Origin of the sequence: Roseibium sp. (assembly GCF_965216085.1) — a bacterium.
Lineage (GTDB): Bacteria > Pseudomonadota > Alphaproteobacteria > Rhizobiales > Stappiaceae > Roseibium.
Genome location: NZ_OZ244138.1, coordinates 2,545,946 through 2,571,832 on the forward strand (window position 1 = coordinate 2,545,946; position 25,887 = coordinate 2,571,832).

The 25,887-nt window shown below is 56.0% G+C and carries 36 protein-coding genes; 35 read left to right on the forward strand and 1 reads right to left on the reverse strand.

Annotation, left to right across the window (positions count from 1 at the left end):
• Positions 1 to 234 precede the first annotated feature (234 nt).
• Positions 235 to 549: a hypothetical protein gene (locus ACOOFE_RS11790; RefSeq protein WP_420415093.1), complete on the reverse strand. Its 315-nt coding sequence runs from the start codon at positions 547 to 549 to the stop codon at positions 235 to 237.
• A 387-nt stretch (positions 550 to 936) separates the two neighbouring features.
• Here ACOOFE_RS11790 and ACOOFE_RS11795 point away from each other — a divergent pair, with 387 nt between their 5' ends.
• The 35 genes from ACOOFE_RS11795 to ACOOFE_RS11965 all read left to right on the forward strand — a co-directional run bounded on the left by ACOOFE_RS11795 (position 937) and on the right by ACOOFE_RS11965 (position 25,886).
• Positions 937 to 1,290, forward strand: a complete 354-nt coding sequence (locus tag ACOOFE_RS11795) for a hypothetical protein (RefSeq protein ID WP_420415094.1) — start codon at positions 937 to 939, stop codon at positions 1,288 to 1,290.
• 46 nt (positions 1,291 to 1,336) lie between these two features.
• Positions 1,337 to 1,522 carry a hypothetical protein gene (locus tag ACOOFE_RS11800; protein ID WP_420415095.1) on the forward strand — a complete coding sequence of 62 codons (186 nt, stop codon included), beginning with the start codon at positions 1,337 to 1,339 and terminating at the stop codon, positions 1,520 to 1,522.
• A 1-nt stretch (position 1,523) separates the two neighbouring features.
• Positions 1,524 to 2,012: a hypothetical protein gene (locus ACOOFE_RS11805; protein ID WP_420415096.1), complete on the forward strand. Its 489-nt coding sequence runs from the start codon at positions 1,524 to 1,526 to the stop codon at positions 2,010 to 2,012.
• On the forward strand, positions 2,009 to 2,236 hold the full coding sequence (locus ACOOFE_RS11810; RefSeq protein WP_420415097.1) for a hypothetical protein: 228 nt from the start codon (positions 2,009 to 2,011) through the stop codon (positions 2,234 to 2,236). Before ACOOFE_RS11805 ends, ACOOFE_RS11810 begins: the two co-directional genes overlap by 4 nt.
• The gene (locus ACOOFE_RS11815; RefSeq protein ID WP_420415098.1) at positions 2,233 to 2,385 is read left to right on the forward strand and encodes a hypothetical protein; all 153 of its coding nucleotides are present in this window, start codon (positions 2,233 to 2,235) and stop codon (positions 2,383 to 2,385) included. The genes ACOOFE_RS11810 and ACOOFE_RS11815 overlap by 4 nt, the downstream gene beginning before the upstream one ends.
• Entirely contained in the window at positions 2,382 to 2,723 is a 342-nt protein-coding gene (locus ACOOFE_RS11820; RefSeq protein WP_420415099.1) for a hypothetical protein, read from the forward strand. The genes ACOOFE_RS11815 and ACOOFE_RS11820 overlap by 4 nt, the downstream gene beginning before the upstream one ends.
• Positions 2,720 to 3,001 carry a hypothetical protein gene (locus ACOOFE_RS11825; protein ID WP_420415100.1) on the forward strand — a complete coding sequence of 94 codons (282 nt, stop codon included), beginning with the start codon at positions 2,720 to 2,722 and terminating at the stop codon, positions 2,999 to 3,001. Before ACOOFE_RS11820 ends, ACOOFE_RS11825 begins: the two co-directional genes overlap by 4 nt.
• Positions 2,998 to 3,765, forward strand: coding sequence for a DNA-methyltransferase (locus ACOOFE_RS11830; RefSeq protein WP_420415101.1), 768 nt, complete (start codon positions 2,998 to 3,000; stop codon positions 3,763 to 3,765). The genes ACOOFE_RS11825 and ACOOFE_RS11830 overlap by 4 nt, the downstream gene beginning before the upstream one ends.
• Positions 3,759 to 4,958: a DNA polymerase III subunit beta gene (locus tag ACOOFE_RS11835; RefSeq protein WP_420415102.1), complete on the forward strand. Its 1,200-nt coding sequence runs from the start codon at positions 3,759 to 3,761 to the stop codon at positions 4,956 to 4,958. Before ACOOFE_RS11830 ends, ACOOFE_RS11835 begins: the two co-directional genes overlap by 7 nt.
• A complete protein-coding gene (locus tag ACOOFE_RS11840; RefSeq protein WP_420415103.1) occupies positions 4,958 to 5,839 on the forward strand; it encodes a DUF6551 family protein in 882 nt (293 codons plus the stop codon). The genes ACOOFE_RS11835 and ACOOFE_RS11840 overlap by 1 nt, the downstream gene beginning before the upstream one ends.
• Positions 5,839 to 7,032, forward strand: coding sequence for a DUF5131 family protein (locus ACOOFE_RS11845; protein WP_420415104.1), 1,194 nt, complete (start codon positions 5,839 to 5,841; stop codon positions 7,030 to 7,032). The genes ACOOFE_RS11840 and ACOOFE_RS11845 overlap by 1 nt, the downstream gene beginning before the upstream one ends.
• On the forward strand, positions 7,029 to 7,871 hold the full coding sequence (locus ACOOFE_RS11850) for a phosphoadenosine phosphosulfate reductase family protein (RefSeq protein ID WP_420415105.1): 843 nt from the start codon (positions 7,029 to 7,031) through the stop codon (positions 7,869 to 7,871). Before ACOOFE_RS11845 ends, ACOOFE_RS11850 begins: the two co-directional genes overlap by 4 nt.
• Positions 7,868 to 8,332, forward strand: a complete 465-nt coding sequence (locus tag ACOOFE_RS11855; RefSeq protein WP_420415106.1) for a helix-turn-helix domain-containing protein — start codon at positions 7,868 to 7,870, stop codon at positions 8,330 to 8,332. The genes ACOOFE_RS11850 and ACOOFE_RS11855 overlap by 4 nt, the downstream gene beginning before the upstream one ends.
• Positions 8,329 to 9,549 carry a CHC2 zinc finger domain-containing protein gene (locus ACOOFE_RS11860; RefSeq protein ID WP_420415107.1) on the forward strand — a complete coding sequence of 407 codons (1,221 nt, stop codon included), beginning with the start codon at positions 8,329 to 8,331 and terminating at the stop codon, positions 9,547 to 9,549. The genes ACOOFE_RS11855 and ACOOFE_RS11860 overlap by 4 nt, the downstream gene beginning before the upstream one ends.
• Positions 9,546 to 11,381 (forward strand): DNA primase family protein, encoded by a 1,836-nt coding sequence (locus ACOOFE_RS11865; RefSeq protein ID WP_420415108.1) that lies wholly within the window; start codon positions 9,546 to 9,548, stop codon positions 11,379 to 11,381. The genes ACOOFE_RS11860 and ACOOFE_RS11865 overlap by 4 nt, the downstream gene beginning before the upstream one ends.
• A 440-nt stretch (positions 11,382 to 11,821) precedes the next feature.
• Positions 11,822 to 12,616: a hypothetical protein gene (locus tag ACOOFE_RS11870; RefSeq protein WP_420415109.1), complete on the forward strand. Its 795-nt coding sequence runs from the start codon at positions 11,822 to 11,824 to the stop codon at positions 12,614 to 12,616.
• Between the two features lie 110 nt (positions 12,617 to 12,726).
• Positions 12,727 to 12,882 carry a hypothetical protein gene (locus ACOOFE_RS11875; RefSeq protein WP_420415110.1) on the forward strand — a complete coding sequence of 52 codons (156 nt, stop codon included), beginning with the start codon at positions 12,727 to 12,729 and terminating at the stop codon, positions 12,880 to 12,882.
• Positions 12,882 to 13,076: a hypothetical protein gene (locus ACOOFE_RS11880; RefSeq protein ID WP_420415111.1), complete on the forward strand. Its 195-nt coding sequence runs from the start codon at positions 12,882 to 12,884 to the stop codon at positions 13,074 to 13,076. The genes ACOOFE_RS11875 and ACOOFE_RS11880 overlap by 1 nt, the downstream gene beginning before the upstream one ends.
• Entirely contained in the window at positions 13,076 to 13,663 is a 588-nt protein-coding gene (locus ACOOFE_RS11885; RefSeq protein WP_420415112.1) for a phage tail protein, read from the forward strand. Before ACOOFE_RS11880 ends, ACOOFE_RS11885 begins: the two co-directional genes overlap by 1 nt.
• Positions 13,664 to 13,834: 171 nt before the next feature.
• Positions 13,835 to 14,503, forward strand: coding sequence for a hypothetical protein (locus ACOOFE_RS11890; RefSeq protein ID WP_420415113.1), 669 nt, complete (start codon positions 13,835 to 13,837; stop codon positions 14,501 to 14,503).
• A gap of 6 nt (positions 14,504 to 14,509) precedes the next feature.
• Positions 14,510 to 16,459, forward strand: coding sequence for a phage terminase large subunit family protein (locus ACOOFE_RS11895; RefSeq protein ID WP_420415114.1), 1,950 nt, complete (start codon positions 14,510 to 14,512; stop codon positions 16,457 to 16,459).
• Complete coding sequence (locus ACOOFE_RS11900) at positions 16,438 to 18,054, forward strand: phage portal protein (RefSeq protein ID WP_420415115.1); 1,617 nt, start codon at positions 16,438 to 16,440, stop codon at positions 18,052 to 18,054. Before ACOOFE_RS11895 ends, ACOOFE_RS11900 begins: the two co-directional genes overlap by 22 nt.
• Positions 18,051 to 18,317 carry a hypothetical protein gene (locus tag ACOOFE_RS11905; protein ID WP_420415116.1) on the forward strand — a complete coding sequence of 89 codons (267 nt, stop codon included), beginning with the start codon at positions 18,051 to 18,053 and terminating at the stop codon, positions 18,315 to 18,317. The genes ACOOFE_RS11900 and ACOOFE_RS11905 overlap by 4 nt, the downstream gene beginning before the upstream one ends.
• A gap of 17 nt (positions 18,318 to 18,334) precedes the next feature.
• A complete protein-coding gene (locus ACOOFE_RS11910) occupies positions 18,335 to 19,387 on the forward strand; it encodes a head maturation protease, ClpP-related (RefSeq protein ID WP_420415117.1) in 1,053 nt (350 codons plus the stop codon).
• A gap of 3 nt (positions 19,388 to 19,390) precedes the next feature.
• On the forward strand, positions 19,391 to 19,771 hold the full coding sequence (locus ACOOFE_RS11915) for a head decoration protein (RefSeq protein WP_420415118.1): 381 nt from the start codon (positions 19,391 to 19,393) through the stop codon (positions 19,769 to 19,771).
• Positions 19,772 to 19,801: 30 nt separating this feature from the next.
• Positions 19,802 to 20,821 carry a major capsid protein gene (locus ACOOFE_RS11920; protein ID WP_420415119.1) on the forward strand — a complete coding sequence of 340 codons (1,020 nt, stop codon included), beginning with the start codon at positions 19,802 to 19,804 and terminating at the stop codon, positions 20,819 to 20,821.
• Positions 20,822 to 20,936: 115 nt separating this feature from the next.
• Positions 20,937 to 21,290, forward strand: coding sequence for a hypothetical protein (locus ACOOFE_RS11925; RefSeq protein ID WP_420415120.1), 354 nt, complete (start codon positions 20,937 to 20,939; stop codon positions 21,288 to 21,290).
• Between the two features lie 41 nt (positions 21,291 to 21,331).
• Entirely contained in the window at positions 21,332 to 21,676 is a 345-nt protein-coding gene (locus tag ACOOFE_RS11930; protein ID WP_420415121.1) for a hypothetical protein, read from the forward strand.
• Positions 21,673 to 22,485: a hypothetical protein gene (locus ACOOFE_RS11935; RefSeq protein ID WP_420415122.1), complete on the forward strand. Its 813-nt coding sequence runs from the start codon at positions 21,673 to 21,675 to the stop codon at positions 22,483 to 22,485. The genes ACOOFE_RS11930 and ACOOFE_RS11935 overlap by 4 nt, the downstream gene beginning before the upstream one ends.
• Positions 22,485 to 23,021 (forward strand): baseplate assembly protein, encoded by a 537-nt coding sequence (locus tag ACOOFE_RS11940; RefSeq protein ID WP_420415123.1) that lies wholly within the window; start codon positions 22,485 to 22,487, stop codon positions 23,019 to 23,021. Before ACOOFE_RS11935 ends, ACOOFE_RS11940 begins: the two co-directional genes overlap by 1 nt.
• An 18-nt stretch (positions 23,022 to 23,039) precedes the next feature.
• Positions 23,040 to 23,222, forward strand: coding sequence for a hypothetical protein (locus ACOOFE_RS11945; RefSeq protein WP_420415124.1), 183 nt, complete (start codon positions 23,040 to 23,042; stop codon positions 23,220 to 23,222).
• On the forward strand, positions 23,222 to 23,617 hold the full coding sequence (locus ACOOFE_RS11950; protein WP_420415125.1) for a GPW/gp25 family protein: 396 nt from the start codon (positions 23,222 to 23,224) through the stop codon (positions 23,615 to 23,617). Before ACOOFE_RS11945 ends, ACOOFE_RS11950 begins: the two co-directional genes overlap by 1 nt.
• Positions 23,618 to 23,656: 39 nt before the next feature.
• Entirely contained in the window at positions 23,657 to 24,649 is a 993-nt protein-coding gene (locus ACOOFE_RS11955) for a baseplate assembly protein (RefSeq protein ID WP_420415126.1), read from the forward strand.
• Positions 24,646 to 25,275 (forward strand): phage tail protein I, encoded by a 630-nt coding sequence (locus tag ACOOFE_RS11960; protein ID WP_420415127.1) that lies wholly within the window; start codon positions 24,646 to 24,648, stop codon positions 25,273 to 25,275. Before ACOOFE_RS11955 ends, ACOOFE_RS11960 begins: the two co-directional genes overlap by 4 nt.
• Before the next feature lie 2 nt (positions 25,276 to 25,277).
• Entirely contained in the window at positions 25,278 to 25,886 is a 609-nt protein-coding gene (locus ACOOFE_RS11965) for a phage tail protein (RefSeq protein WP_420415128.1), read from the forward strand.
• Position 25,887: the final 1 nt, after the last annotated feature.

Genomic DNA, 25,887 nt, shown 5'->3' on the forward strand with positions numbered 1-25,887 from the left:
TAAGACCACTCTGACCGAGTTCGCTGATTTAGTCGGCTCTTCGCAATCAGTGGCCGTCGATCTTGAGCGATCTCCGATACGCCCAACAGTAGGAGGCGCGTGATGTCCGTGTCTCGCAAATTGAACCCGCACACTTGCGTAAATCGGTGCGCGCCTTTGCGGTGTGCGGCAGGGCGCTTACTGGTTAGGACGACCCACGCTGAAACGCTGGTTATGGGTTTAGGTGCAACAGCCTCAGCGTTTTATTTTGCGATTTCCATCAACATAATTGGCCTCGCGCAGATAGGCGCCGGATTCAGATGTTTGCCGGATCACTTCGATGAATTCATCAAGATCCCGGACGGCGTCATGAGAATTCAAACTCGCACAAGCTTCAGCGCGTGCTCTATCCAGTTGAAGGGCGATTTCGCCGAGCTTTGCGCCGTTCTTCCGGGCCGTTGCGCCAAGCAGGCAGCTGATATGGAAGAGAGCGTTCACCGCGATTGTGACGTCATTCGGCACCTTGTGGCCGAGGACGCGGCCAGTGCCTGGTGTGTTTTTCGGCTTCAAGGACTTGGTTCCTTCTTTCCTCAAGAAGGAGACCACGCGTGAGCGCATCAAGAAAAATCAACGGATGCATCTCCTCCTGGTGCTTGCAGGGGTGGGTGACAGGAGCCGGTGCGCACGCCTATGCGCGCCGGTTCCGGAAACTATATACACGTTTTGTTCTCAAAATTACTATCAAAAAGAGCGATTCTGTCGACTTTCCATTTAAAGGGGAGGTGCTGGCATGAGACCGCACATGAGCAAATCCAAAAATATCACGGGATGCATCTCCTCCTGGTTGGTGCAGGGGTGGGTGACAGGGTCTGGCCTGTGCTGTCACACGGGCCGGACCTGCCGGGATCCTATCACATTTGTTCTTTTTTTGTTCCTGAAAATGCAGAGGAGGGCCATATGACCATTTCCTGCGGAAACGACACGCACATTCTCCGGAACGGTCCGCAGGAATTGCGGGTTCATGTTGAACGGATCGCGAGCTTTTTAAGACGCAAACACCCGGCCAATACAGCTGCAGAAGTCGCCTGCCGGATCCCGGTGCCCGTGCGCACGGTTGAGCGCTGGTTCAGTGGGTCACCGTCCGTTCCCTCATCCGAAGCCATTTTGTGGCTGATTTGGGTCTATGGCCCGGAGTTTCTGACCGTCTTGATGCCGGAAACACCGGACTGGCTTTCCAAGGCCGCACGCAACGCCAAGCGCGAAAAACTTCTTTCCGAAATCGAAGAGCTGGAACAGCAACTCAACAACTGACGGCTTTGCCCGAAGAAGGGCGCCGCTTGGGTAGGGGATAGTGAAGATGGCAGGGTGGAACAAACCCAGATCAAAGCGGCGGCCAAACCTGGCCGGGCTTCTGTTTGCAGCCCTTGAAGCGGCCTGCCGGGGGATTGCGTTTTTGGGGGTCTGGTTCGGCAAATGGTGGGCCAAATCCTGGCACGCGCTCGCCGACTTCTTCCGCAGCGCCGCAGAAGCGCGCGGGGCTTGAAATGGCACAGCCGCAGCGTATCCACGTTGATGAAACGGCAGACGCCCGGCAGCTCAAAGAGAGGCTGGAGCGGGTGCTTGAGCCTTATGTGTTTTCTTGCCTTGCTGCGCGCCGCCCCGACGGCGTGCGGGTGCAGGACATTGCCGATTGTTTTGATCTTACCCTTCGAGAAGCAAGCCAACTGGTGCGCCTGGCCGAAGTTATGGGGCGGGTGAAACTCCGCCGGGCAGTCGATGACGCGATTGTTTTTGTCTGGCTGCCGGGCACGATCCCGCCGCTGACCTGTGCTGAAAAACGCATTTTAAGAGCCGCGCAACGCGATCTTGCCGCAGGCCCGGCAGACCTCTGGCTGACCGGGATCGCACATGAATTGGGCCTTGCAACGCCCACCGTTTCCCGTGCGCTCGACTTTCTCGTTTTCGCTGAGCTTTTGAGCCGCACCGGCACAACCTATTCGCTCACAGACCTCGGCCAGGAGGAGCCCTCATGATGCCTTGCAGACTGAATTTGAACGCAGTTTCAGAGTGCGACCGGGAGCTGGCGGCGCTGAAGGCGGCCTATCCGGACGGGCCGCCGGCCGATGTTTTTGAGCCGGCCGAACCGGAGACCACCGTCATTGCCCGCAGCGGCATGCTGGAGCTATTTGGCGCGGTGTCTGCGACCCGTGTGTTTCCGCATCTGTTCCCGGATCCACGCTGGAGGGCCGGGTCATGAGTCTCTTGGACCGGTTTTCCGACCTTTTGCTTCATTCGCCAATCGGCTGGGCCAATCTTTTGTTTTTGGGGATTGCCGCCGTCCTAATGGTGATCTGCGTTTTGAAAGAGCGCCGGGCGCAACAGGGCAAGCGGGAGGACCGGCCATGAGCGGTTCTTTGTCCCAGCATGCGCGTCAGACGCTGGCGCTCTTCACGCAGGCCCGCGCTCTCCACACCTCCGCGAGCCCGGCCGCGATCGCCAAAAGCGCCGGGGTGACCCGCTCTGAGGCGGTCAACGCCATGCGCGGCGCCCCGGTCTCGGCTCGGGCCGCTGAAAGGCTGTTTTCCTGGAACGGGCTCGATCTGGAAACCGTCCGCGCGTGCCAGCCCGGCGCGCCGGTCATCGTCAAGAAAACCTCCGGCATCGGCAAATCCGAACCGGCTGACGTTTGTCTGCCGCGTGCGGAGGATTTCAAACACATCTTTGCAGAATGGTTCCGCCCATGAGCAAGCAGTCCCTCGATTTTTCCGGGCTTGGTCAAGCCTTTTTCAAGGCCCGCACAAGCCGCGGCTGGACGATCGACAGTGTTGTCGCCGACACCGGTCTTTCCAAGGCAACCGTCAGCCGCGCCGAGCGCATGTGTGAGGATACACCCGTCAACCTCCAGAGCGGGGTGATCCTGTGCCAGTATTACGGCATCGATCCGGTGAAATACCTGTTTCACGGGAATACACCCCTGAAACACGTTGAAATCCTTGAAGAAAAAATAGAGGCCCGGATATGAAGGCCTCAGAAACCTTCGCTGGCGGGTTGATCCGGCTTTATGAAGGCGATGCGCGTGACATAGCGCCAGGCCTTCCCAAAACCCACAAACTTGCCTGCACGGATCCGGCCTACAAGCTCACCTCCGGCGGCGCTGCCAAACCGTCCGGCAAACACAAGGTGATGCAAGGCGGATGGATGTCGGATTACGACAATTCCGGCACCTTGATGATCTCCGACATTACATGGCCGGAAATCATGGAGGTCACCACCACCGCACTGGCGGACGACGCCGATGTTTATGTATTTGCCAATGACAAAAACCAGTTTGCCGCGCAGGTGGCCGCGCGAGAAGCGGGCCTGAAATTTCACAATCTTCTGGCCTGGAACAAGGTCAATGCCACCGCCAACCGCTGGTACATGAAGAACCTGGAATTTGTTCTTTATCTCTATCAGGGCCTGGCACGCAAAATCGCCAATTGCGGCGACAAGCAGCTGATCGGCTTTCCGCACAAGGATGAAACCGATCATCCGACGGAAAAGCCGGTACCCCTGATCGAGCGGTATATCCGCAACTCCGCCCGGGCCGGTGAGGCGGTGATTGATCCCTTTCTCGGATCTGGCACGGCGGCCATCGCCTGCCTCAGAATCGGCAATCCTTTCACCGGAATTGAAATCGATCCGAAGCATTTCGACACGGCCTGCCGGCGTGTGGAGCGCGAGATCGCGCATCCGCAAAGCGACCTTGAGGCCTTTTTGGAGAAACAAGGAGACTTGGCATGCTGATTGAGACGACAGCAGGTGATTTGCGCCTGGCCTTGGACAAGGTGAAACCGGCGGTTCAGCGCCGATGCACGGTGCCGGTCCTTTCCTGTGTTCTGCTGGCAGACGGCGGAGTCACAGCGACCGACCTGGATCATGAGATCATGGTCAAGTTTGCCGCAAAGCGGTTTCAGGGCCGGGTTGCAATCCCGTTTCAATCCCTGTTTAGTCTGATCAAGGCGCTGCCGACCGGCACCGATATTCGCCTGCAGGACAGCGATCGAAAGACACTCAGCGGCAAAGAAGGTTACGGCGTTTTTGTCACCTTCACCGGCGGCCGGTACTGGTTGCCGTCGATATCTGCGTCGGATTTTCCGGAGTTCCCGAAAGCGGGCACGCGGATCAAATGCAAGGCGCCAGACAATTTCCTGGCCGCGGTCCAGGCATGTCAGCCGTTCATCTCAACCGAAGAAACCCGCTATTATCTGAATGGCGTTTGTTTCACCAAAAACCCGGAGGGGCGTGACGTTGTCGTTGCGACCGACGGGCACCGCATGATTGCCCATGACCTGGATCACGGCATGGAGGGCAATCTGATCTTGCCGCGGAAGGTTCTGCCGTCTTTGCTCGGCCTGCCGGTTCCGACACGGATTTATCGCACGGAGACCCGGATTGAGTTCGACATGCCGGGCGCCCGGCTGCGCACCAAACTCATTGACGGCGCGTTTCCGGATTGGACACGTGTGATCCCGACCATTCCGGAGAACGCGCCGGAAGTGGGGTTCGATCCGCGCAAGATGCAGGCGGTTCTAAAACGCATGCGGATCGGCGCATGCAATCGGTCCGGCAATACGGTGGATATCTGTGCAACTGCCTCCGGCGAGACGGTGGTCATTACATCAATGGCGCCGGACGGTGAGGAATGCAGCGAGCGCCTTGAGGGCGCAATCGCCAGCAACTGGTCCAAGCTCAGCAAGGGCATTATCAGTTTCAACAGCCGGTACCTCATCGAGCTTTGTCAAACCCATGCCCAAGAAGATGAAATCGTCCTGACCGGGGCCGATGCCGGTGGCCCGGTCCGAATTGGGGCTGAAAACAGCAAAAAACTGACGATCCTCATGCCGATGCGCGGCGGCAACGGGCTTGGTCGCCAAGCACTCATGGCGCTCAGCCGCGCCAGCAATGACGCGGGTCACCTGGCTCAGGAGGTGGCGTGATGCAAAATTTCCGGCCGATCGCAATCCTTGCTGGCATTACAGAAAATGAAGTGGATCCAGGTCCATCCCCCATGCTGCAATGGATCGACATTGAAAACCTGGTGGTTGATGACGCCTATCAGCGCCCGTTGGAGCGCTCGAACTGGACGACCATCCGCAAGATTGCCCGCGAATTCCGCTGGTCCAAGTTTTCTCCCGTGTTTGTCGCGCCGGTTGATGGCGGAAAATTTGCGATTATCGACGGCCAGCACCGGACACATGCCGCTGCGGCTTGCGGGTTTAGCCAAGTGCCTTGCCAGGTGGTTCAAATGGTACAGGCCGAACAGGCTGCCGCCTTTGCCGCGGTCAATGGCAATGTCACCAAAGTGACCACATTCCAGGTTCTCAAGGCGGCGCTGGCGGCAGGGGAAAGTTGGGCGACCGAATTGGAGTCGGCTGCGGAATCCGGTGGCTGCAAGCTGATGGTTTACAACAAATCAGCCGATCAGAAGAAAGCCGGTGAGATTTTCTGCATCAAGGCGTTCCGGCAGGTTCTGAGCCGGCGCGGACGGGATTTCATCGTCTCGGCTCTGCGTGTTCTCATGAACACTGAAGGCATGGATGAAACACCGGAGTTATGGGGCTCCTTTTATCTTATACCGGTTCTCGACAGCCTTTGTCAGCGTCCAAAACTGTTCAAACGGGCGGATTTGGAGGCAAAGCTGGCAACGCTTGACCTCTGGCAGCTTGAAGGCGAGATCACCGCAGAAAACCGGGAGCGACAGCGCCAGGGCATGCCGACACTTTCCCGTGGCGATCAGATGGAACTCCGGATCCTGGAGTGGCTGGATGATCAGTTTCCCGAACAAGCCGCGCTGCCCACTCCGGGGAGGGCGGCATAATGGCGGATCACTCAAAAATCGAATGGACCGATGCCACCTGGAATCCGATCACCGGATGCACATTGGTCTCCAAGGGCTGCGAGAATTGTTATGCGGCGGAAATGGCCGCAAGCCGTCTTAAAAACCATCCGTCCCGGCAAGGCCTTGCCCGGCGCAATGCCGCGGGCATTGCCAAGTTCACCGGCGCCGTGCGGTTTAACACCGAGTGGCTGACCCAGCCGCTGGCCTGGAAAACCCCGCGCAAAGTCTTTGTCTGCGCCCATGGCGATCTTTTTCATGAAAGCGTCCGGCAAGACTGGATAGATCAGGTCTTTGCCGTGATGGCGCTCTCACCGCGCCACATCTTCCAGGTGCTAACCAAACGGCCGGACCGCATGCGGGAGTATTTCGCAGATCAGCCGCGCGCGCGCCGCCGCTGGGAAGACATCATCCGCGAAACGTATGGCCGCACAACAAAATCACCGCCGCCGACCCTGCCTAATGTCTGGCTGGGCGTGTCGGTCGAAGATCAGGAAACGGCCAATGAGCGCATTCCCGCGCTTCTGGAAACCTCGGCCGCTGTCCGGTTTTTGTCGGCCGAGCCACTGCTTGGGCCGCTGGATCTGAATTCAACTTATGGAGGAACGCTCTGGATTGGTGGACAGCGGGGCTGCGGCGGAACCCATCGTCATGATGGCTGCGCAGGCCAGACCATCCATGATGTTTTGCATTATGAGGATCCGAAGCTGCCGCATCATCATCATGATGAGCGCTGCAGACGCGGTCTTGATTGGGTGATTGTTGGTGGCGAAAGCGGAAAAAACGCGCGGCCCATGCACCCGGAATGGGCGCGCCAGATCCGCGATCAATGCCAGCAAGCTGGCGTGCCGTTTCTGTTCAAGCAGTGGGGTGCGTGGCACGCCATCAGCCAGATGGCCGATGGGGCTGCAGACCGGCTTTATAAATCAAACCGGATCGCGCGGGGCGGTCAGAGCCAGATGGCGCTGGATGATATCTACGGCCTAACCTGCACGGTGCCGCAGCTGGTTCTTCAGAACGACGGCGATCATGTCGATGTGTGTCACCCGAACGCCTTTAAGCAGGAATTTCAGTCTGTCCAAGGATTCCGCGTCGGCAAAAAGGCCGCGGGCCGCTTGCTCGACGGCGTTCAGCATGACGGCTTTCCGGAGCAGGGAGCGGAGGTGGCAGCATGAGTGGTCATTACAAACTGCCGGATGGGTTGGTTCAAATTGCCTTCAGCGGCGGCCGGACCAGCGCTTACATGCTTCACCAAATCCTTCAGGAAAATGGCGACTTGCCGGGTCGGTGTGTGGTGTCGTTTCAAAACACGGGCCGCGAACTGCCAGAAACACTGGATTTTGTTGCTGAAGTCGGGCGCCGATGGGGCGTTAAGATAATTTGGCTTGAATACCGTCCTCAGAAGCCATTTTTCGCGATCGTTGGGCACAATTCTGCCAGCCGGTCCGGCGAGCCATTTGAGGCCTTAATACTTAAGAAAAAATACCTTCCCAACCAACATGCGCGCTTTTGTACTGCCGAACTTAAGGTGCGGACGGCCAAACGATATCTAAGGTCGCTTGAATGGGATAATTGGACGAACGCTGTCGGCATCCGTTCAGACGAGCCGCATCGGTTGAATAAGCCAAAGCCCAAAGATCGCTGGACAGATTGGATGCCACTGGCGGAAGCTGGAGTGTCTCGCAGAACTATCACAGAGTTTTGGGTGCGGCAGGCCTTTGATCTTCAGCTGCCAAATGTGCGCGGAAACTGCTGGCTCGGAAATTGTGATGGTTGCTTTCTTAAATCGGAGGCAAACATCGCGGCCCTTGTTCGGGATTATCCTGATCGGGCCATTTGGTGGGAACGCATGGAAGGCTTGGTCGCAGAAGTGACTACTTCAAAAGCCGCGGGACAATTCTCAAAACGCTATAGCCGTAAAGAGCTGCGCCGATACATGGAGCGGCAGGGAGACCTAGTTTTGTCCAACGAAGGCGCACTTTGTCAGGCAAGTGAGGGGGAGTGCTTTTCATGACAACCCATCTTGCCATCCGGGATCTCTATGAAGCTGGGCGTAGCTACAAGATTGACGCCTTTGAGGCGGAGCGCCGCGGCCTGCCGGTGATTGTTGTGCCGGAAGAGCCGGAAATCCGGGAAGACCCGCGCGCGGCGGCCGAAACCCGCGAGGGCATGTTTTACCGCATGGCCCGCGATATCCAGGCAGCAAAGCAGCTCGGGGTCGTCCAGGGCTGTCAGTTGATCGCGCTGAAAGTGGCGTACCGCTCCGGCATGACCCTTTCTGAGTTGATGGTAAACTCTGACTTGCGGGGGCGTGTCCTGTCCTCTGTCCGCCATCGGGCCTGTTACGGCATGCGCAAAGGGACGGGTAAGTCACTCCCGACGATCGGCCGGTTTCTCGGTGTTGATCACAGCAGCGTTTCTTATGGCATCGCCCAACACAAAAAGCGGCTCGCAGCACAGGCGGCCTTCGCATGAAGCGCTTTTCCGACGCCGAGCTGCAGCGCATCAAGGATCAAAACCCGATCTCCGGCGTGGTTGGCCGCTATGTCACGTGGGACCGGGCCAAGACCAATCCGGGGCAGGGCGATTTTTGGGCCTGCTGCCCGTTTCATGACGAAAGCACGCCGTCCTTTCACTGTGTCGACACATCCGGCACCTACAAGTGTTTCGGGTGCGGCGCCTCCGGGGATCAGATTTCCTTCCTGCAAGCGCATTTGGGCCTTTCCTTTGCCGAGGCTGTCGACCAGCTCGGCGGCAAGGCCGAAGCTGAACCTCTGACGCCAGAACAAATCGCCGCGGACCAAAAAATGCGGGCCGCGCGAAGGGAAGAAAAAGAAAAGGCCGACAACAGCTTCCGGGCTGAGGAAATCCGCCGCGCAGCAAAGCTCTGGAACCTTGGCGGTCGGGTCGGCGGTACGGAAGGCACGGGCTATTTGCGCGGCCGGGGGCTTGTGCCGCTGCCGTTTAGACTGCCGCTCCGATTCAATCCGCATTTCAAATATTGGCACCAGCGCGATGTACCAGGCCAAAAGAAGAAAGAGCGCTATGTGCTCTTTTCCGGGCCTGTGATGATGGCGCCGATCACCGGGCCGGATCACACCTTTTTGGGCGTGCATATCACCTATATCGACCCGGCCAGGCCAGGCAAAAAGATTGCAATCGAGGACCCGGAAACCGAACCGCGGGACGACGGCCGGCGCGTCCTGATTGCGCCAAAGAAAATCCGCGGTTCCAAACGCGGGGCCTCGATCAAACTGATCCAGCCACGCGGCTTCACGCGGCTGGTTTTGGGCGAGGGCTGGGAGACAACGGTCTCCGTTGCGCTGGCTGAATACGGCACGGAAATTTTTGAAAAAACAACCTATTGGACCGCGATCGATCTTCAGTCGATGGGCGGAAAAGCGGCCGCGACTATAGCGCACCCGACCCTTAAGAACAAAGCAGGAAAACCGCTGCGCGTGCCAGGTCCGGAGCCGGATTTTGGCGATCCAAAAGTGCTGTCACTTCCCGATCAGGTTGCCGAGCTGGTGCTTTTGGGCGACGGCGACAGCGACCGGTTTACAGCCGAACAGGTGCATGCACGCGCCTCTCGCCGGTTTGCGGCGCCAGGGCGCACAATCCGCAGCGTATGGGCGCCCGACGGCATGGATTTCAACGACATGATCAATACTACACTTGAGGGGGCGGCGTGAGCGAATCCAACACTGAAACCGGTGGCCAAAACGGCGCCGGAGAGACCCCGCGCGCCGAAGACATCCGGCAGGATGGATTGGACCAAATCCGCTCCATAATGGAGGCTGGTGCGGCAGCGGCCAGCCCACTCGCATCGCCCCCCATGCCCCCCCCGATCCCGCCGGCAGATGGCATGGCCAACGACAATGCGCCTGATCCGGATGGAGCGAACCCGGATATCTTATGCGCCCAGGAACCGGAAACGGACATCGGCAATGGCCGCCGGTTCTTGCATCGAAACCGGCAGGATGTCCTGCATGTCTCCAACATCGGCTGGCATGTTTATGACGGGCTGAGATGGGCTGAAGATGAAGACGGCCGGTTTATCCGCCCACGCGCGCATTTCACAGCCGAGGCGATCTTGTATGAAATCGACCATGTGCTGCCGACCCGGCGCGAAGAACTGGCGATCGCGGCCGCACAGGACGCCGAGACCGAGTATTACGAGCTGAAGGGCAAGGGCAGCAAAGCAGACCCAAAGGAAAAGGCACGGCTTTTGGAGCTGACGCCGGTGATCATGACGGGCGAGGACGCGGAAAAGGCCGTCTCCGGCCGCAAAGCTGCGCGCAGACGATATGCCAAAACGTCTGGCGCTTCGGGCAAGATGGACAACATGTTGCGCGAGGCCGCACCGTATCGGGCAAAGCTTTTGCGCGAGTTGGACGCCGATCCGCTGGCGGTGAACTTAAAAAACGGCACCTTGCGGTTTGTTGAGGAAGATGATCCCGACAACCCGGATCCCGATGTGCCGCGCTCGATTTGGGCTTTGCGTCACCACCCGCACAACCGCGAGGATCATATTTCCAAGCTTATGCCGGTTGAATATGACGGCCAAGCGCAAGCGCCGCAGTTTCTAAAGTTTCTGACGGACGTTCAGCCACACCGGGACATGCGGGCCTTTTTGCAGCGCTATTTCGGATATTGCCTGACGGCTTTGACCTCCGAGCAGGTGTTTGTTTTCTTTTATGGCGAAGGGCGCAACGGCAAGTCCACGCTGGTGGATCTCCTGGCCAAAATCATGGCGGATTATTCGACCACGGTGCCGTTTGAGACCCTGGCAGGTGATGACCGGCGCAAAGGGGGTGAAGCCACGCCGGACCTGGCCCGACTGCCGGGCGCCCGTATGGTGCGTGCAGCCGAACCCGAGCAGGGCATGAAATTTCGCGAAAGCATGATCAAATCGCTGACCTCCGGCGAACCGATCCTGATCCGCCGTCTTCATGCCGAATTCAACGAGGTTTATCCGACATTTAAGCTTGTGATTTCCGGCAATCACAAACCGGATGTGCGCGGCGCTGATGACGGCATCTGGCGCCGCGTTTTGCTGGTGCCGTGGGACGTTCAGATCGCGAAAGATCAGGTCGACAAAAGCCTGCCTGACAAACTGTGGGAGGAGCGCGCCGGCATCTTGAACTGGATGATTTCCGGGGCGTTGGAATATCTCACGCACGGGCTGATGATCCCTGATGAGGTGCGCGCTGCAACCGATACCTACCGGGAGGAAAGCGACCCTGTCGGGGCCTTTATCGAGGCCTATTGCGAGGTGACGAACAACCCGGATGACACCCTGGAGCCGCGCACGCTCTATACCGCCTACAAGATGTTTTGTGAGGCGGAGAACCACAACATTTGGTCCGCTGCCGCCTTCAACCGTCAGATGCCGCATAAGGCCAAAAAGCTCGGATTTCAAAAATCAAAAACAAAGGGCATGACCGTCTATCGCGGCATTCGGCTGAAGGACGATATCTCCACCTCCGTGGATGCACCGGAGCAAGGCGGGTTTGGTGTTTGACCCTTTTGCCCCCTCGACACCCCCATTGGGACACCCCTTCGGAGCAGGCCCGGAGAGCAGGCATGTGATTTGGCCGGAAAAGAGGCCGAAAAAAGAGGGACGCAAGGGACGCAAGGGACGCAAGCCAGACCACTGAATAGCTTGCATCCCTTTAGAATTCGCAACGAAAGCAAAGATTTAGGACGGAAGGGACGCAAGGGACGCAGATCGCGGGTACGCGCGTGAGTGGGGTGTGGGGTCTGGGGTTTAATGCAGGCAAAAAAACGTCTCATGCGTTTTGTTCAGAATTGCTTCCCTTCCGTCCCTAATCACACTTTTTTGTCAAAAACCAGCATGGAAACAATAACATAACCAAGGGAAGCAAGCAGGGAAGGAAGGGTTTTTGAGGGTTTGCTTGCGTCCCTTCCGTCCCTCGGCACGAATATCAGGAGATTTGGGCAATGAAACAAAAGATCTGCATCGAAAAGCTGCTGAAATGGGCCTATTGCGAAGAACTGCCCAAGGCGGGATTTGAGCCGGGTGGAGCGGTGCGCTCCGGTTGGGCCTCGATCGAAACGTTCGCGCAGCTCCTGACCAAGATTGATGACAACGAATATGGAGTTGTGCCGTCGTTGAACGTGAATGACGGTGACCCGCATGAGGACGCTTTGCGGGTGCATGCCGCCGTGTGCGGGCTTTCCGACCGTGTTGTTGATTTCCCGGACGGCTGGAACCCGATGCCGGAGATCGGGATCCATGAAAAGCACTGCGCCATGGCGTTGAGCGCGGCCCGGTTCGGAATAAAGAACGCCAACCGCCAGCCGTTTGACCTGATCCGCAGACACGCCATTTTGGGTGGCTGTCCGGGATGGGAGGGCGAGGTGCCGGAACTGAAAACAGCAAAGACCCGGAAAGGCACGGATGCCTGGTTCCGGATGCGGGTGGACCATTCGACAGATGCGTTCGGGCGGCCTGTTGAGCGCAAATTCGAAACAGAAGACGGCTGGTGTTATGTCCGCAAGGCGCCAAAGATTGGGGCTTACCGGAAGTTTTTTTTCGATCCTGATCCTGTGTCTGTTTTGATCGGCCGTGGTGAATATCAAATGTGGTGGTCGCACCTGGTCAAATTGGCGGAAAACCTGAGCGGACAGCTGGAGAAATGGGACGTGCAACCCAGCCCGCGCGTGGCCATTCCATGGGAGACCGGGGCGCCGGAACCGGCCCGCATCCTCCTGGCGGTCTCAAAAAATTCTTGACTTAAGGTTTCAGCTTGACATAGAACAACCGCACTGAAAAAGGATTTCGACCCCGTGAGCAGCCCTCGCGGGGTTTTTTATTGGCCGATATCGGGCTGGAGCCATCTTTCATGACAGCGTTAGAACATCTGAAGGCGCGGGCCAAAGCGGTCTGTGCGTGCGAAGCTGTGTTCGCCGCGACAAAACACAAATGGCAAGTGCTGGCTTCGCGTGCGCGGCTGATCGGCAAAGACGCATCCATCATTGAAGAGTTGTTGTTCGGGTGATGTTCGATATCATCGACAAAGCAGCCAAGTATTGGCCGGACATGTCGTTTGATCCGGAATTCTATGCCGCGAAGGCCTATCTGCGCAAAGAAGTTCCGGGCATGCGCGGTGTTGAAATTGTTCCCGGCGAGATGGGCGGCGCGGATGTGACCCTCGTCGATGCCGACGGCGACCGGTTCGAAGTCACGATCTGATGCGGGTAACGGTTGCTTGGTCAGACATTGAGGGATTGCGGCGGTTTGATAATGCCTTGAAGGCTCTTGGTGAAAAGAAAATGCGCCAAGTGGCCAATCGGGCATTGAACCAGACCGGTGACCAGGGACGCACCAAAGTGCTCCGCGCTTTGGCCAGGCAGACCGGCCTCACGCAAAAGGTGGTTAGACGCCACATCAAGGTGAAGCGGTCTGATTGGGGGAGCTTGGCCTACCGTATCAATTCCAGTGGCCGCGATATCCCACTGAAGTACTTCAAGCCAAAGGAAGTTGATGGCGGAACGACTGCCAAGCCTTTCGGCAAACCGACTTTCTACCCTGACGCGTTCTTCCGCGGTGGCCGCTTCCCTGATCGCCGCGTCGCCTTGGGCGGTAAGATGAATGGCCATGTGTTTGTCCGGAAGGATACAAAAGGCCGGGTGATCATGAAGGCGAAGTCCGGGGTGAATATCTCCGAGCAGATGGTCAAGGATGCGAGCGCGGCAGCGTGGCGGTCGACCGTCGGCCGTGTGTTGCCCCGGAAACTCGAAGATCAGATCGAGCAGGCAACCGGCGGCATCTTCAGCTGATCGTTTGCGTCTCTGTGAAACACCCTGTGAAACATTTAGGGACCGTATCCCGCTAAGCCAGCCCACGGGGTGCAAACCGGGCGGGATTTCATCAGTCTGACCCTAAATTCAAAGCCTAAAGTCTAAAGTGCAGGCTAAAGAACTAAAGTTGAGAACTTGAGGAGCGGGCCGGTGGAGCAAGCCGTACCGGAACTCATGAGCAAGGGCGACTTTGCGAAACTGATCAACGTGTCAGCCGGGCGCGTTTCTCAATACATCTCCGAGGGTAAACTCTCCGGCGATGCGCTTGAAGGGGAAGGCCGTCGAGCGAAGATTTGCACCGGACCGGCGCTTAAGCAGCTTCAGCTCAAACTCGATATCTCGCAGATGCTTGGGAACGGCTTGGACACGCGGTTGGATCCGCCAAACATGCCCGTGGCGCCTGTTAGCACCACCTCAACTGGCTTGCCGTTCCGATCGCAAGACACTCCGACGGTATCGGCCGACACACAGGATCGCCGTCCACCAGTTGAGGAACAGCTAAAAAACCAAAAGCTGTTTCAGGCCCAGATCCGAAGCCGTAAGGAAGCGGAAGAAGAGGAAAAACGGAAAGGCCGGTTCACCGAAACCGATAAGGTTCAGGCACAAATGGCCCGTCTTTTGTCGAAGATGATCCAGACCTATGAAGGTTCATTGCCTGATATCGCAAATGCGATTGCGGCAAGATTTGAAGTTCCAGGGCGTGATGTTCTGCATTTGCTCCGCGGTGAATTCCGAGGTGTTCGGGAAAGAGCCGCTGAGCAGGCTCGCCGGGAAGCCGAAGAGCTTCCGCCAACGGTCGAAACAGAAATCGTTCAGTAGGTCAGCATGACCTCAATGATTGTTCACACGGCAAACGCCGAGCGTTTGGCGGAAGAAGCATTTGCCGATGTTGTCAAACCGGCACCGCCGGTCGACTATCTCAAATACGCTGAGGAGAAAGTATCTTTTTCGGAACGGGAAAGCCCGTTCCCTGGTCCCTACAACCGCGAGACCTTCATCTATTTTGATGAAATCCTCCGGGCTCTGTCTCCAGATGACCCCTGTAGGATCGTAACGCTCTCCAAATCCGCTCAACTCGGCGGGACGGTGCTTGCGAATATCTTCCTTTGCGGTTCGTTGGAGTTGGACCCCGGCGACATCATGATGACGCATCCCACTGAGGGGAATGCGAAACGCTGGTCTAAAATGAAGCTCGCGCCGATGTTGCGAAACTCGGTCTCACTGCGAGCACTCTTCCCCGCTAATCAGCGGGATGGCGCGGACAGCGTTCTTTACAAAGAGCGCAAGGACGGCCGAGGCGCTATCCAAATTTCTGGCGCCAACAGCCCGGCTTCTCTCAGCCAGGTTTCCATGAAACGTCAGGTTCAAGATGACCTGGCGAAATGGGAAACGAACACTGGCGGCGATCCGGAAGGCCAAGCGGACAGCCGCTCGCAGGCTTTCGAATTTGCCAAGATATTCAAGATCTCGACACCACTGGTTATGCCGGGGTGCCGGATCACTCGGTCCTTTGAAGAAGGCAGTCAGGAACTCCCATACGTGCCGTGTCCGCATTGTGGGCACATGCAGGTTCTCGAATGGGAAAACATGCTCGAACATCTGGATGAAGAACATCCGGAAAATGCCTGCTTCCACTGCATAGATTGCGGCGCTGCGATCCAAGAACACCACCGTCCAAAGATGTTGGCCGGGATTGATTGGGTTGCGCAAAATCCGAAAGCAAAACGGCACCATCGATCGTTTTGGATTTGGAGCGCTTACAGCTACCTGCAAACCTTCGAGCGAATTGCTCGGGCTTGGATAAAGGCCAAGGGTGATCCGGCTTCTGAGCAGACCTTCTTGAACGATACGGTCGGAAAGGCCTACCAAACTCAAGGCGAGGCGCCGCCTTGGGAAGAATTGCGAGACCGCGGAGCAGCTTCAGACTATCCCCGTGGTCGTATTCCCTCCGGCGCGCTCATCATTACCATCGGCATCGACTGTCAAGATGATCGTGTTGAATGGCAAGTGGTCGGCTGGGGGCGGAATCGTGAGCGGTATACGATCCAATACGGCGTTTTTCCTGGCCATATTTCGGAAGACGATTGCCGGGAGAAACTGGACGCACTGATCAAGCAAAGCTGGCCAAACGCCTATGGCCGAAAAATCTCCGCCGATCGGCTTGGTATCGACGGAAACGCGTATACAGAAGATGTTTGGGATTGGGTGAAGAAACACCCGGCGAGCCTGGTGATGATGGTTCGCGGGAACAATTCGGACAACGCTCCCCTGATCATGCCGGTTAAGAAAGAGCGGCACAAAAAGACCGGCAAGATACTGAAGTGGTCGAAGCGTTTCTATTCATTCAATGCATCAGTCATGAAAATGGCGCTTTATCGAAACTGCCGGAAAGAAGACCCGCTCGAAACGGGTTATGTGTCCTTTCCGTCTGGTTTTGACGATGAGTATTACCGGCAGCTCACTGCAGAGCGCAGAGTTGCCAAGAAAAACAAAGACGGTTTCGACGTTTACAACTGGGAAAAAGATCCCACGCAAGCCAACGAAGCATTGGACACCATGAACCAGGCAGAAGCTGCCGCCGTGAGGTTTGGTGTTCGCGATATGCCTGATGCGTTGTGGGACAAGTACGAAACCGAACGCGAATCCTATCCGGAAGAAGCACAGGGCGATTTGGAAGACCTGTTCAGCCAACCGACTGAGCCAACGTCTCCGGAGAAAACCCAAAAACAGAAATCTGACACCAGGCGCAACAAATGGCGAAAACGAACGGGCTGATCGATGCGCAGGGCAATCCTCTGCGTGCTCGCACAAGCCAAAGGCCTGTTGCCCGCTATATGCGCGACACCACGTCTGGCGTGATCGCATCGCGTATGGTTCCGCTGGTCGAAAGCCGAGATGATATTCGGGCGTCCTGGCAAAGATCAGCGGCTCTCGCTCTTGATCTAATCAAAAACTCTGGCCGACTTCGCGGAGCCGCCGATCAAGTGATCGCGGACACAGTTGGTACCGGTCTGAAGCTATCCCCAACACCAGACTTTACCGGTATGGGCTGGTCTGACGATCAGATCCGGGACTGGAAGAAGATCGTCAAAAAGCGGTGGGCGCGTTACCGGACAAATGCCAAAGAAGTTGATTTTCGTGGCAAGTTCACTTTAAGCCAACTGACTGACATCGCCCTTCGTTACAACATGGCATATGGCGAAGTCACAGGGCTTCTGGAGTTTATGCCTGCGAGTGTGCGGCGCCGTTATGGTATCAAGACCGGGACTAAACTGTGCCTGATACCGCCACATAGGTTGGTACAAGACACAAATCAGAACCTGAATCTCTTTCAGGGTGTCCACTTGGACGAGAACGGAAGGCCGATCGGCTACCTGTTCCAGGACCGTGAAAACGGGATCACCTCAAAAACCCGGTACAACGCATTTGATCAAAAGGGTCGAACGGCGGTATTGCATGTTTTTGACCCACAGGACGCTGAGGATGTAAGAGGCATTTCGGTTCTGGCGTCAGCTTTTCGCTCGCACATTCAACATGAAAAACTGAATGACGTGACGCTGCAAACCTCCATTTTGCAGAACATTTTTGCCATTACGCTCACCAGCGATAAGCCGACTATGGAAGCGTTTGAAGCGTTGGAAACGCTGAAGAGCGAGAAGATCGAAGGAGCTGACGACTACGCCGAGCAGTATGTCGATTATCTGAAGAGCAATTTGGAATCTGCGGCTGAACAAGAGATCAAGGTCGGTGACAGTCCGCAGATTTCGCAGTTGGTGCATGGCGAGGAACTGAAGTTCCAGACTTCGGGTATTCCCGGTCCTCATTACTTTCCGCTTTCGAGTGATCTTTCCCGGATTACAGCTCGGGCAATCGGCATCACGCATGGATCATTCACACTCGACCATAGTTCAGCGACTTATTCGTCCGTGCGTATGGATAATTCTTCGATTTGGCCGGTTGTTGAGCGTCGTCGTGAACGGTGTGCAGTTCCGGTGGAGCGCCCGGTCTATGAAGGTTGGCTGGACGAGGAGATTTTCGCCGGGGAGATCCCATTCATTGAAGGTTACAGAGCCTTCGACGCCAATCGTGAAGCGATCCTTCCGGCGAGCCTTCATGGCCCTGCGAAGCCCACTGCAGACGATGGCAAAAGCGCAAAAGCTGCTTCAGAGCGTTTGGAGAACGGTACTAGCTCGGTGGAATTGGAGTCGGCCGATCTTGGAATTGATTCCGAGACTCTGTTCGACCAGCGGTTAGATCTCCACCGGCGATATGTTGATGCTGGTATGGACTCGCCTTACGCGCGGCGTGGGCGGGGTACAAGCGAGCCAAAGAGTAAAACTGCGCCTGATCAAGAGGATCCGCAAACATGACGGTTTCCACGACGATCAACATCGGAGGTGAGCTGGTCGATCTCAATAAGCCCTGCGACATGGTATTGGCTCTCAAAAAGCAGCGTCTTCTCGTCTCACTCGGAAAGTCGGTGCTGATCATTCGCCTGGGCGGTGAAGAAGTTACTTACAACAGAGCAAACCTTGCAAATCTCGACGCTCTGATCGCCGATTATCAGAGGGAATGCGATAGCGCGACGGGAAAGACCAAGCGTGGTCGTGCTCGCAGTATCCGCTGGGTCTAAACCAAGGAACACCAAAAATGCCGGTTTATGTGAACGGCGAACTCGTCTTGTATGGGTTCGTTGGTGATGACTTTTGGCGTGAAGGCTTCACTTCTACGGAAGTATTGGAGGCTCTCGCGGAGCATGGCACTGAAAACGACTTGCCGGTGAGGTTGAACTCTGGCGGCGGTTTGGCGTTCGAGGGTCTTGCCATCTACAACGCGCTCCAGGCGCATCAAGGCAAAGTCACGATCACTGTTGATGCAATTGCCGCCTCGGCCGCTTCCATCATTGCGATGGCCGGAGACGAGATCATCATGCGGGCCGGCTCGGAAATGATGATCCATGATCCATCTGGCGTCACTTTTGGTACTGCGGAAGATCACGAAAAAGCAAAAACCGCGCTCGACAAACTCGGATCCCAGATGGCGTCGATTTATGCCGCGCGGAGCGACAACAACGCGGAAGACGTCCGTCAGACCATGAAGGACGAAACTTGGCTGACAGCTGATGAATCTGTCGCAGCCGGGTATGCGGATTCGGCAGAAGCGGCGAAGGCCAAGCCGGTGTCTGCATTTGATTACCGCATCTATTCCAACGCCCCAGATCGATTGGTGGCCCTTTCTCTCGAAAAAGGTTGGTCGCTCCCTACAGCGGTTAGCCGATCTGCGGCGTCCGCCGCATCCACAGGCCAGCAGGAGACCATCATGCCTGACAAAACCAAGGCGGACGATAAGGCCGCTGAAACAGACAAGCTGAAAGCGGATGTTGCCGCTGAAACCAAGGAGCGGATCAAGGCTATTACGGGTCTTGCTGAAGCCGAAGGGCGAGGTGCTCTCGCAAGTCACCTAGCCTTTAACACCGAAATGGATGTTGAGGCGGCCAAGGCGACCCTTGCCACAGCTCCGAAGGAGCCGGGCTCTGTTGAGGAGGGGCAACAAAACAGCGACCTCGACCCCACCGCCTATGAGCAGCAGCGTTTGCTGGCTTCAGGCCAGGCATTGCCGGGCGGTTCACCCTCAAACGTCAAGGCGGAGGTCAAGCCTGGCGAGATCTATGCGGCGCGGCGCCAATCTCTGAAGGAGGCTTAAGCCATGGATATGAAAATTGAACAGGCGCGCAATCTTGCCTTCATTCTGACTGAGGCAAACGGGTTGCGCTCTCGGGAAACCGTCACGATCGCATCGGGTGAAGGTGTTCTGGAGCCTGGCACCCTCCTTGGTGAGGTAACAGCCACCGAGAAATACGTTGCATCCCCCAACGGCGTGACAGTTGGCAAAGAGGGTGCAGAAACAGCCAGCGCGGTGCTTGCCTATCGCGTTGATGCAACATCCGCCGACGCCCCCGCGGTCATTGTGTCCAATGACGCTGAGGTTAAGGCGCCGATGCTCGTCTATCACGCATCCGTTGATGACGAGGCGAAGAAAACCGCAAAACAGACCCAGCTTCGCTCGGTCGGAATCAAGTCCCGCTAACCGGCGCAGAACCGACAAGGAACGCACGCAATGCCAGAAGTAGATATTTGGAGCGGCGACGGCTTTTCGATGCAAAGCCTAACCGCAGCGATCAATTCGGAACCCTACCGGCCCGGGCAGGTGTCCGCCTCCGGGATCTTTGATGAAGATGGGGTCTCTACCATTCGCATATCCATTGAGATGCGCGACGGAAAACTCTCACTTGTTGAACCATCGGAACGTGGTGGAAGCGGTGAAACAACGGATGACGAAAAGCGTCGTAAGTTGCCCTTCGATATCCCGCACTATCAGCGTGATGATTCAGTTCTTGCTGATGAAGTGCAAGGAATCGTCAGGTTCGGTTCTACTGAAGAGCTGGAAACACTTCAGGGCCGCGTTGAGCGCAAAGCAATGCGCCATGCCGGTGATTTGACAATGACGTTGGAGCATCAGCGGGTCGGGGCAATCAAAGGCATCATCACGTCGAAATCGGGCGGTGTTCTTGAAAACCTTTATAACCGGTTTGGTCTTGCTGTGCCTCCGGCTGTTTCCTTGGAACTTGATGTGGATTCAACGCTTGTCACTGATCTTTGGCAAGATGTTGTGTACTCCATGGAAGACACGCTGGATGAACCGTATGGCGGCATTCACGTGTTCACCGGCCGGGAGTTCCACAAGAAGCTCTGGCAGCATAAATCGGTCCGAGAAACATTTATGTACAACGGCGGTGCTGCGGTGTTGCGTCAAGATGTGCCTGACGTGTTCCAATTCGGTGGTGCTACCTGGGAACGGTACAAAACCGGTGCTAGAGCGACGGCTGACCTTGGATCTCCATACATCGCTGCAGATGAAGCACGAGTAGTGCCGACGGGTGTTTCGGAATTGTTCATTACACGATTTGCGCCGCCCGACTATGAGGACACAGTCAACAAGATGCCTCCGCTGGGTGTGCCATTTTATGCGCATCAATACCGGAAAGCGAATGGCAAAGGCCGCAATCTTGAAGTGCAGATGAACGCAATTTCTTTGTGCACGCGGCCGCAAGTGCTCCGCAAGCTTACCCTGACCTAACCGGGCCTCAACCTACTGTGAAATGAAATCAGGCTCTGGCACCAGCCAGCGCCTGTTTTTGCATGCTCAAAGCCTCGATGTGCCGGTGTTTCGACCATGCAAGGAGAAATCAAAAATGTCTCGCAAAACTAAACTAATCGCGTTCCCCGGTGGCGGCATTATCCCTTCGGTTCTTAATGATGGAAAGGGTGACAAGGAGATCCCGCCTCATGAACCAGTGCGGGTGCCCTTCGAGTATGGGGAAAGCCTCATCAATGATCGGTTCGCGGTTGAAGTCACTCAACCTGAGGCGAAAAAACCTCGAAAGAAGAAGGCTGCGACTGCCCCGAACATCACAGCGTTGAAAGCCAAAGTGGCGCAAGCCGAGAAGGCTGTTGCTGCCGCGAAGACCGATGAGACCAAAGGCAAGGCCCAGGCTTTTCTTGATGAAGCCAAGCAAGCACTAGCCGACGCTCAATCTACGAGATAACTGATCAAATGGCGGGTTTATTCAACACTTTACGGAGTAGCTTGGTCACCGCTGTTGACGACGTCTTTGCAGAAGAAGTCGCGCTCAAATTTTTAGCCGATGGCAAGGCGGATCCTGAGCGAGAAAACATCAGCATCGTTGCGCCTTTGCGGACTGACCCAGTCAGAACCGGAGGTTTCGGCCGTGAGCAATCTGAGAACTGGTCTTCACAGATCAATGGCCAGGGCGGGATGTTGAAAGTGGATCGGGCTACATATCCCGATCTTGATATTCGAGAGGGCGACAAAGTCCGGGCAATCGAGCGAACAGGGCAGCCCTGGTTCGTCGTGAAGTCTGTTGATAGTCGCCACCATGTTCGACTGATTGTTCATCTGGGGGCCGCATGAGCCTAGTGAGGATCGCACTCAGGATCGCCGCCACGAAGGCTTTGATGGACAAAACCTTTGTTGGTGACCGCGTTTACAACAGCCGGATTGACGCCATTCGCTCCGACGCCAAGGGTGGCTTGGAGATGGCGGAAAAAAAACCCTTTGTCACGATCTATACAGACTCAGGAACCAATGAGCCGGAAGACGGAGCGGACCATTTCTCCAATGGAATGGTCGAACTGAACTTCGAGATGGGTATTGCAGAGCAGCTGCAAATCATGAACGAAGATACCGGCGAGACCTTTGCCGTTGTGGGTGAATATCAGTTTATCGCGACTGACGGCGTCATGGACGACCAACTCGATCTGCTGGCAAGCCAGGTGTGGCGCGCTCTAAACGACGCCGATGATGTATGGGCAAACATCTATCGGTCCTTGCTTATGAGCGTTTCAAGTGTCCGGCGTAGCCGGATCGCAACAGGCCAAGGCGACTCTCGAAAGGCGGCACATCAAATAAGCGTTTTGGCGGAGGCTGTTGAAGATCCTATCTCCGGCGAAGAGCTGCCCGATGACGCGCCTTTCGCCCGATTTCTGATCGAGCTTGCAAAGGGGGATGCAGACGAAGTTCTTAAAGCCACACTTTTGGGTGAAGAAATTGCCGGCACCGCGCCAGACTGGAAAAACGTTCAAACACGTCTTGGTTTGACACAGTCGGATTTGATGGCGATCGGGCTTGGTCCGATCAGAGATGATGAGGATCGGGCTACACCTGATCACTCTGATGGATCTCTGGAGATTTCCCGTATTGCACCAGAGGACATGTCCTGATGTTGCATGAAATCCTAATTGACCTGCGCACCGATCTAGAAATGCTTCGCACCGCCTTCGGAAATTCTCTGAAGGTCGGACCGATTTCTGAAGTTGATGCGGAAAAGGGATACCGGATCAAGTGGGGCGAGGGGGCAAACGGTCCCTATCTGTCGCCCTGGTATCCACATCCGGAATCGGGGGGGCAAACATCGACATGGTTTCCGCTGTCTGTTGATCAAATCGTCGGAGTAATGCACCCGCATGGTGATATGCGTCAGGGGGTTATGTTCCGGGGTGGTTTTTCTGAGAAAAACCCTCCGCAGAGCCAGGACCTTGAGCTGAACCTTTACAAAGCTTTGGGCGTTCTTTTCACCGTTAAAGATGGTGTTTTGACGATTAATGGCGACCTCGTTGTCAAAGGTAATGTCGATCTCGGCGATCTTGGTGGTCAGAAAGTGGCTCGGATTGGGGATCGCGTGGACGTCAAGGAAGGCTCATCCCAAGGACTTTGGGAAATTGTGGAAGGCTCCAGCCTGGTCAAAGCCGCAGGCTGATTTCTTGGAGAATCTCTAATGGAAAAGAAACGCTGGCTCGTAGCGGACGGCTGCAACTGGATCAATGGTGCGCGTGTTCCAGAAGATCGCATTGTCGAACTGACCAATGAAGAGGCTTTGTACGACAAAGGCCTCGGTCGGATAACATTGGTTGAACCGGCAAAGAAACCCACGGGAAAGTCTCGTGGTTCAAAAGACTGATGGTCGATATCAGCCGAAGAGACGGCTCGATCATCAGCAATCTTGAATCTGCGCTGCAGGGTGTGGAAGTCATTTTGATCACCCGATTGGCAAGCCGAATTATGCGCCGGCAATTTGGCGGAGGCGTGATTGAGCTTCTTGGCCGTCTAGTCAATCCGCATCTCTTTGGCGTGTTTTATCAAATTGTTGGAACCGCGATCGACTTGTGGGAGCCGCGTTTCAAAGTCCGTCAGGTGATATTTGACGGGTCTGCCGAAGAAATCCGCCGAGGGCATGCCACTTTGCAAATTCAGGCCGATTACAGGCCGCGCGGCCATCTTGGCGATTTCACAGTCGAACGGGTTCTTGGTTTCGGCGTGAGCTTTGCCGGGGGCAATGTCCGTATCGTCCCTTAGACATCTCTAGTCAGTTTCACTTTGCAAAAGGTTTGTTGAATGAGCCGTTTTGTTGATATCGACCTTTCCCGGTTGCCCGTGCCGGATGCGATCACGTTTCCGGATTATGAGGTGACGCTGGCTGGCCGGATGGCGGATCTGACAACCCGACTTACCGAAAAAGATATTAATTATGACGTTGGTGGACTTGAAACCAGTCCGCTAAAAATCACGGAGGAGCATGCCTCCTATTACGATATCCTGCTGACGTCACGAGTGAACGATGCCGTCCGTGCGACACTGCTTTCTTCAGCCGAAAAATCGGATTTGGATCACAAAGCTGCTGAATTCGGGGTGGTTCGCCGGGTCGTCACCCCAGCTGACCCGACCGCTAATCCTCCTACAGAAGCGGTCATGGAGGATGACGACATCCTGCGCCGTCGCCGGCAGCTGGCACCCGAGGCGCTGTCAACAGCTGGCCCTGCCGGAGCTTATGTTTTCCATGGCCTTGCGTCACATCCTCATGTTGCCAACGTGAAAGCCTATGGGCCGGAAAGCCTGCTTTGTGAACCAGGTGAAGTTCTACTCGTTTTTGCATCCAACCAGGGGGATGCCATACCGACCGATCAACTCCTGGACAGCGCTGCTGAATATCTGGACGCACGGATCATCAATTACGCCGTAACACCGCAGAGAGTGCGCGAGGTCAGTGACGACAAAGACCAGCGCCCCCTGACGGATAAGGTCATTGTCGAGGCCTGTACAGGTCTGGATTATTCCGTCGACGTTGTTCTGAAAGTACCACCAGGTCCAGGGATTGAGATCATCCGGGCTGAAGCGGAGAAAGCCCTCTTGGAAGAATTGGCTTCCAGGAGAAAGATTGGCTTTCCGGTCTATGGGTCTGCGGTCACCGCCGCGGTGCATGTCGAACAGGTCGAGGATACCGACATCACCATTACAGTTGATGGCAACCCTGTCGAAGATGTTGTTCCGGACCAGAAGCAACTGGCCCGCGTTACCAATGTCAATGTAACGGCTGAGGTCGTTTCATGAATGTGCAGCTCGAACTACCGGCGGAATCGAGCGATCTTGAATTTGCGGTTGCGCAGATTGACGCCAACCGCATTAGCGGGATTGATGTCGATATCATCCGGCGCATTCATTCGATTGATGACACGCCGGAAGCCTTTCTCCCAATCTTGGCTTGGGAGTATTCCGTTGATGAATGGGATCCGGTCTGGCCGATCGATACCCAGAAGGCTGTGATCAAGGTCAGTTACCAGGTTCACAAAGTCAAAGGCACATCTGGCGCAGTCAGAAAAGCAATTGAGGCGCTCCAGCTTGGTGCGCGCATTCAGGAGTGGTTTGAATACGGCGGCGGAGCTTACAGGTTCCGGCTTTTTGTTGATTTGCAGCCTGAACAACCGTGGACGCCGGACAATCAAAACCTGCTAATCCGCACAGTGATGAAAACCAAAAACGTCCGGTCGTTTTTGGAAGAGGTGCGCTTGAAGCGGACGGCTCTTTCCGAAGGGCCGTACATAGCTGGCATCATCCGTGTGCGTCAGAGTGTTCGTGTGGCGCCCTATGTTCCGCGTGAAGTGGAGGCACGTCCTTACGTCTATGTCGCGGCAACAGCGCGGGCGAAACAAACAATTCGGCTGCATCCGGAGTTTTAGAAATGAGTGTAATCACGACCCTTGTCGGTCAGAACAAGCTTGCCTCATCGGCCGCCACAGGTGGTGCGCCTTTGAACCTCACGCATATGGCCTTTGGTGACGGTTCCGGCGCAGCGATCACACCTCTGGAAACGATGACAACGCTTGTTGGTGAGGTATATCGGATTGGGCTGCAAACCGTTTCAGTAGACCCGAAAAACGCCAATTGGCTTGTGTGTTCAGCAGTGGTGCCGAATGAGGCTGGCCCTTTCACAATTCGAGAAATCGGGTTGTTTGATGCCGATGGCGATCTCATAGCAATTGGCGACTATCCGGCTACGGAAAAGCTGGTTGCAGCGCAAGGTGTGTCAACATCTTTGGATGTCGAGATGATCCTGATCGTCAGCGATACAGCCAATGTGACTGTCACGCTGTCAGACGACACCTTCGCCACTCTGGAATATGTGAACGGCGCAATTCCGAGCTTTGCAACGATCGAAGAGCACCTGGCCGGCGAATCAGAAACCAAGATGACGCACCCCAAGGGTGTCAACGCCATGATCGACAGCGCTTTCGCCAAAACTGATATTGAAAACAGAACCACGCGGATCCTTTCGCGGGTCGGACTTTGAG

What these genes read in the sequence shown, in the direction of transcription:
- ACOOFE_RS11910 (WP_420415117.1), top strand. Translation starts at nt 18,335, where the DNA reads ATGCCGGTTTATGTGAACGGCGAACTCGTCTTGTATGGGTTCGTTGGT.
- ACOOFE_RS11870 (WP_420415109.1), top strand. Translation starts at nt 11,822, where the DNA reads ATGAAACAAAAGATCTGCATCGAAAAGCTGCTGAAATGGGCCTATTGC.
- ACOOFE_RS11850 (WP_420415105.1), top strand. Translation starts at nt 7,029, where the DNA reads ATGAGTGGTCATTACAAACTGCCGGATGGGTTGGTTCAAATTGCCTTC.
- ACOOFE_RS11855 (WP_420415106.1), top strand. Translation starts at nt 7,868, where the DNA reads ATGACAACCCATCTTGCCATCCGGGATCTCTATGAAGCTGGGCGTAGC.
- ACOOFE_RS11905 (WP_420415116.1), top strand. Translation starts at nt 18,051, where the DNA reads ATGACGGTTTCCACGACGATCAACATCGGAGGTGAGCTGGTCGATCTC.
- ACOOFE_RS11915 (WP_420415118.1), top strand. Translation starts at nt 19,391, where the DNA reads ATGGATATGAAAATTGAACAGGCGCGCAATCTTGCCTTCATTCTGACT.
- ACOOFE_RS11845 (WP_420415104.1), top strand. Translation starts at nt 5,839, where the DNA reads ATGGCGGATCACTCAAAAATCGAATGGACCGATGCCACCTGGAATCCG.
- ACOOFE_RS11900 (WP_420415115.1), top strand. Translation starts at nt 16,438, where the DNA reads ATGGCGAAAACGAACGGGCTGATCGATGCGCAGGGCAATCCTCTGCGT.
- ACOOFE_RS11880 (WP_420415111.1), top strand. Translation starts at nt 12,882, where the DNA reads ATGTTCGATATCATCGACAAAGCAGCCAAGTATTGGCCGGACATGTCG.
- ACOOFE_RS11800 (WP_420415095.1), top strand. Translation starts at nt 1,337, where the DNA reads ATGGCAGGGTGGAACAAACCCAGATCAAAGCGGCGGCCAAACCTGGCC.
- ACOOFE_RS11960 (WP_420415127.1), top strand. Translation starts at nt 24,646, where the DNA reads ATGAATGTGCAGCTCGAACTACCGGCGGAATCGAGCGATCTTGAATTT.
- ACOOFE_RS11895 (WP_420415114.1), top strand. Translation starts at nt 14,510, where the DNA reads ATGACCTCAATGATTGTTCACACGGCAAACGCCGAGCGTTTGGCGGAA.
- ACOOFE_RS11860 (WP_420415107.1), top strand. Translation starts at nt 8,329, where the DNA reads ATGAAGCGCTTTTCCGACGCCGAGCTGCAGCGCATCAAGGATCAAAAC.
- ACOOFE_RS11940 (WP_420415123.1), top strand. Translation starts at nt 22,485, where the DNA reads ATGTTGCATGAAATCCTAATTGACCTGCGCACCGATCTAGAAATGCTT.
- ACOOFE_RS11875 (WP_420415110.1), top strand. Translation starts at nt 12,727, where the DNA reads ATGACAGCGTTAGAACATCTGAAGGCGCGGGCCAAAGCGGTCTGTGCG.
- ACOOFE_RS11795 (WP_420415094.1), top strand. Translation starts at nt 937, where the DNA reads ATGACCATTTCCTGCGGAAACGACACGCACATTCTCCGGAACGGTCCG.
- ACOOFE_RS11920 (WP_420415119.1), top strand. Translation starts at nt 19,802, where the DNA reads ATGCCAGAAGTAGATATTTGGAGCGGCGACGGCTTTTCGATGCAAAGC.
- ACOOFE_RS11830 (WP_420415101.1), top strand. Translation starts at nt 2,998, where the DNA reads ATGAAGGCCTCAGAAACCTTCGCTGGCGGGTTGATCCGGCTTTATGAA.
- ACOOFE_RS11815 (WP_420415098.1), top strand. Translation starts at nt 2,233, where the DNA reads ATGAGTCTCTTGGACCGGTTTTCCGACCTTTTGCTTCATTCGCCAATC.
- ACOOFE_RS11805 (WP_420415096.1), top strand. Translation starts at nt 1,524, where the DNA reads ATGGCACAGCCGCAGCGTATCCACGTTGATGAAACGGCAGACGCCCGG.
- ACOOFE_RS11810 (WP_420415097.1), top strand. Translation starts at nt 2,009, where the DNA reads ATGATGCCTTGCAGACTGAATTTGAACGCAGTTTCAGAGTGCGACCGG.
- ACOOFE_RS11840 (WP_420415103.1), top strand. Translation starts at nt 4,958, where the DNA reads ATGCAAAATTTCCGGCCGATCGCAATCCTTGCTGGCATTACAGAAAAT.
- ACOOFE_RS11925 (WP_420415120.1), top strand. Translation starts at nt 20,937, where the DNA reads ATGTCTCGCAAAACTAAACTAATCGCGTTCCCCGGTGGCGGCATTATC.
- ACOOFE_RS11965 (WP_420415128.1), top strand. Translation starts at nt 25,278, where the DNA reads ATGAGTGTAATCACGACCCTTGTCGGTCAGAACAAGCTTGCCTCATCG.
- ACOOFE_RS11885 (WP_420415112.1), top strand. Translation starts at nt 13,076, where the DNA reads ATGCGGGTAACGGTTGCTTGGTCAGACATTGAGGGATTGCGGCGGTTT.
- ACOOFE_RS11935 (WP_420415122.1), top strand. Translation starts at nt 21,673, where the DNA reads ATGAGCCTAGTGAGGATCGCACTCAGGATCGCCGCCACGAAGGCTTTG.
- ACOOFE_RS11820 (WP_420415099.1), top strand. Translation starts at nt 2,382, where the DNA reads ATGAGCGGTTCTTTGTCCCAGCATGCGCGTCAGACGCTGGCGCTCTTC.
- ACOOFE_RS11955 (WP_420415126.1), top strand. Translation starts at nt 23,657, where the DNA reads ATGAGCCGTTTTGTTGATATCGACCTTTCCCGGTTGCCCGTGCCGGAT.
- ACOOFE_RS11825 (WP_420415100.1), top strand. Translation starts at nt 2,720, where the DNA reads ATGAGCAAGCAGTCCCTCGATTTTTCCGGGCTTGGTCAAGCCTTTTTC.
- ACOOFE_RS11945 (WP_420415124.1), top strand. Translation starts at nt 23,040, where the DNA reads ATGGAAAAGAAACGCTGGCTCGTAGCGGACGGCTGCAACTGGATCAAT.
- ACOOFE_RS11835 (WP_420415102.1), top strand. Translation starts at nt 3,759, where the DNA reads ATGCTGATTGAGACGACAGCAGGTGATTTGCGCCTGGCCTTGGACAAG.
- ACOOFE_RS11950 (WP_420415125.1), top strand. Translation starts at nt 23,222, where the DNA reads ATGGTCGATATCAGCCGAAGAGACGGCTCGATCATCAGCAATCTTGAA.